Annotated in this window: 4 protein-coding genes and 1 pseudogene; 2 read left to right on the top strand and 3 right to left on the bottom strand. The window is 73.5% G+C overall.

The window, feature by feature from the left end; all coding sequences use genetic code 11:
* The 3 genes and pseudogenes from D471_RS33805 to D471_RS0110725 form a co-directional block, all read right to left on the bottom strand.
* Positions 1-191: pseudogene (locus tag D471_RS33805) on the bottom strand (sulfurtransferase); the annotation flags it as partial.
* A gap of 63 nt (positions 192-254) precedes the next feature.
* The gene (locus tag D471_RS0110720) at positions 255-677 is read right to left on the bottom strand and encodes a hypothetical protein (protein WP_017598620.1); all 423 of its coding nucleotides are present in this window, start codon (positions 675-677) and stop codon (positions 255-257) included.
* Entirely contained in the window at positions 670-1,032 is a 363-nt protein-coding gene (locus D471_RS0110725) for a hypothetical protein (protein WP_026127599.1), read from the bottom strand. Before D471_RS0110725 ends, D471_RS0110720 begins: the two co-directional genes overlap by 8 nt.
* 283 nt (positions 1,033-1,315) lie before the next feature.
* On the opposite strand from D471_RS0110725, the gene D471_RS0110730 reads away from it, so the two are divergent.
* Positions 1,316-1,966, top strand: coding sequence for a DUF4352 domain-containing protein (locus D471_RS0110730; RefSeq protein ID WP_017598622.1), 651 nt, complete (start codon positions 1,316-1,318; stop codon positions 1,964-1,966).
* Positions 1,967-2,120: 154 nt separating this feature from the next.
* The coding region (locus tag D471_RS0110735; protein ID WP_026127601.1) for an NAD(P)H-hydrate epimerase at positions 2,121-3,322 on the top strand (1,202 nt) is incomplete at its 3' end.

The following is a 3,322-nucleotide window of genomic DNA, read 5'->3' on the forward strand; positions in this document are numbered from 1 at the left end:
GGGCTGGCCGGAGCGGCCAGGTCGGTGTCGACGTCGGTGAACACGGCGCCGGGCAGGTGGCCGGAGAGGTAGGCCTCGTGCCCGGAGCGGCCGTCGAGGTACCAGCGGGAGTCGACGACGACCACGTCGTCGCGGTGGTCGCTGAGCCAGTCGGCGGACACGGCCACGGGGAGGGTCAAGGGTTCGGACATGGCCGCCAGCCTAGATCGTGGCGGGGGGCCACACACGGGCGCCTCGCGGGAATCCCGACCGGGTCAGCGGCGGTCCATGCGGTGCACGCGCAGGATCCACCACAGGCCCAGGACGGGCAGGACCAGGGGGACGAACCCGTAGCCGGAGCCGAACCGCGACCACACGGTGTCGTCGGGCAGCAGACCCGGGACGAACACGCTGAGCGCGCCGACGAAGAGCACACCGGCCAGCTCGACGCCGCACGAGACCAGCGCGACCGTGCGGGAGGTGCGGTCGGCCCGGGCCAGGCAGACGGCGGCGACCAGGTAGACCGCCCCGGCGGCTACCGACAGGCCGTACGCCAGCGGGGCCTCGTCGAACCTCGTGGCCAGTTGGTAGGAACCGCGCGCGGTGGCGGCCAGGGCGAACACGGAGTACACCGCGACCAGGAGCCGCCCGGGTCCGGTGCGCAGGGTTCTGTCGGAGGACGCGGCGGTGTCAGACAACGGGGTTCCAGAGCTGTTCGAGGCGGACCAGGAGCACCGGGAGCACCAGGCAGGCGAAGGCGATGACGGCCGGGCCCCACTTGCTGCGCTCCATGAAGCCCCACACGGCGCACGCGGGCGGCAGGAGCACCACGGTGGCCAGGTAGGACACGAACATCGCCGTCTCGGCGGGGCGCTCACCGCCGACCATCGCCACGGCCGAGACGACGGCCTGCCCGATCACCAGGAGCCACAGGGCGCCCATACCGACCAGGTGCGGGACCATCATGGGTCGGTCGCGGAAGGTCGAGACGAGGCACCAGCCGGCCATCGCCAGCGACGCCATCTGAATCGTCATGGTCAGCCAGTCGACCACGGCGCCTCCGCTCACGCTCGCTTCCTGGCGTCCGCCCATGTCAGCGGACCGCCGTCAACGACACAGCGTAGTACTCGCCCGTGACCGCATCGGACCGGCCCCCGGAACCGACGGAGGGCCGCCGAGGCGGCGGGTGCGGGCCCGGGGAGCCGGGTGGTGACGCTCTGACGCCGTGTTGGATATCGTCCTTGTCGGCACCATTCTCCCCAGGGTGCGCGGCCCAGCGCGGCACACCCGCTCCGCCGCCTGTTCACGCCCCAAGCCCCCACACCGGAGCGCTCCCATGTCCTATCCCGAGTACCCGCCCAACCCCCAGTACGACCCCCCGTCCGGCCGACCGGCCAAGCGGGGCATGTCCATCGGAGGCAGGATCGCCCTCAGCTCCGGCTTCATTCTCGCGTTCGTCATCATCGTGGTGCTCCTCATCGCGATCGTGAACGCCGTCACCGGTGACGGCGGTGGCGACACCGCGTCGACCCAGCAGCCCGGCCAGACGGACCAGGCCGACCAGGGGCAGGGGCAGAGCGCGGCGGAACCCGACACCGAGGACGCCGCGGAACCCGACGCGGGAGAGTCGGAGGAGGCCGCGGAGGGCGACGGCGACATCGTCATGACGGCCACGAACGCGGGCACCGCGGACGACATCCTGGACAGCACCGTCTACACGGTGGTGGACGTCGAGATCGTCAACAACTCCGACGAGTCGATCGACATCAACCCCATGTACTTCACCCTGATCCTGGACGACGGTCTGACCGTGAGCGCGATGGACAACTACACCGCCGACATCGACTCCTTCGGCATGGTGACGGTGCGGCCCGGGAACAGGGCCTCGGGACAGCTCGCCGCCGAGGGCGAGGTCACCATCGCCCAGGTGGAGTTCAGCGAGTTGTACGGGATGGGAGGGGAATCGATCATCGCCGACGTCGAGTGACCTCGTGCGCGGGGGCGGCCCCGGACCGTTCCGGGGACGGCCACGGTGTGGCGGAGGCGGCGCACCGGGTCCCCCGTGCGGCACGATGGGGACGATCCCGCCCTCCTCGGGGAACCGTGCCCCGGAGGGCGATCCACACCAGGAGGTGACCCCCGTGCGGTCCGCACATCCCGTCAGCGCCGTCCGCGAGGCCGAGCGCGCACTCATGGCCCGCCTTCCCGAGGGCGCGCTCATGCGCCGTGCCGCGACCGGGCTCGCCGTGGAGTGCGCCCGGATGCTGCCCCGTGTGTACGGGGCGCGTGTGGTGCTGCTGGTCGGCACCGGGGACAACGGGGGCGACGCGCTCTACGCGGGCGCCGCCCTGGCCGCGCGCGGAGCGGCCGTGCGCGCCCTGCTCGCCGGGCCGCGCGCCCACGAGGGCGGACTGGCGGCCCTGCGTGCGGCGGGCGGCAGGGTGCGCGGCTTCGAGAGCGAACCGGGTGACGGGGAGGAACTGTTCGACGCCGACCTCGTCGTCGACGGGCTGTTGGGGATCGGCGGACGCGGCGGGCTGCGCGAACCGTACGTGACGCTGGCCGTGCTCGCTGAGAACGCCCCCGCCCCCGTCGTCGCCGTCGACCTGCCCAGCGGGGTGGACGCCGACACCGGAGAGGTGCCCGGCCACGCGGTGCGCGCCGACGTCACCGTCACCTTCGGCACCCTCAAACCGGGGCTGTGCGTCGACCCGGGCGCCGACCGGGCCGGGCGGGTACACCTGGTCGACATCGGCCTCGTTCCCGAACTGGGCGGACCCGAGCTGGTCCAACCGGGACTCGGGGACGTCGCCGCTCTCCTGCCGAGGCCGGGAGCGGAGTCCGACAAGTACCGCCGGGGGCTGCTCGCCGTTCGCGCGGGCTCCGAGCACTACCGGGGCGCCGCCGTCCTGACCGTGGGCGGGGCTCTGCGCACGGGGGTGGGGATGGTGCGGTACGGGGGCGCGAGCGCTGCTGTCGCCCAGGTGCTCGGGCATTGGCCGGAGGCGGTCGCCGTCGACCTCGACCCCCGGTCCAGCACCCGCCTCGACCCCGGGCGCGCCGCCGCCGTCGTCATCGGCCCCGGCCGGGGCACGCACCCGGCCAACGCCGACGAGCTGCACGCGGTCCTGGAGAGCGACTGCCCCCTGCTGATCGACGCCGACGCGCTGACCCTGCTCAGCGGCGACGGCGGGACGCCGCTGGCGCGGACTCTGCGCGAGCGCTCCGCCCACACGATCCTGACCCCGCACGCCGGTGAGCTCGCCCGCCTCCTGCCCGGCAGCGAGCGGGCCGACATCGAGGCGCGCCGCCTGGAGCACGTGCGGCGGGCCGCCGAGGGGGA

Source organism: Nocardiopsis lucentensis DSM 44048 (assembly GCF_000341125.1).
Lineage (GTDB): Bacteria > Actinomycetota > Actinomycetes > Streptosporangiales > Streptosporangiaceae > Nocardiopsis > Nocardiopsis lucentensis.

Bases quoted from the DNA above. Each gene is read 5' to 3' on its own strand.
- D471_RS0110730 (WP_017598622.1), top strand. From the start codon at position 1,316: ATGTCCTATCCCGAGTACCCGCCCAACCCCCAGTACGACCCCCCGTCC.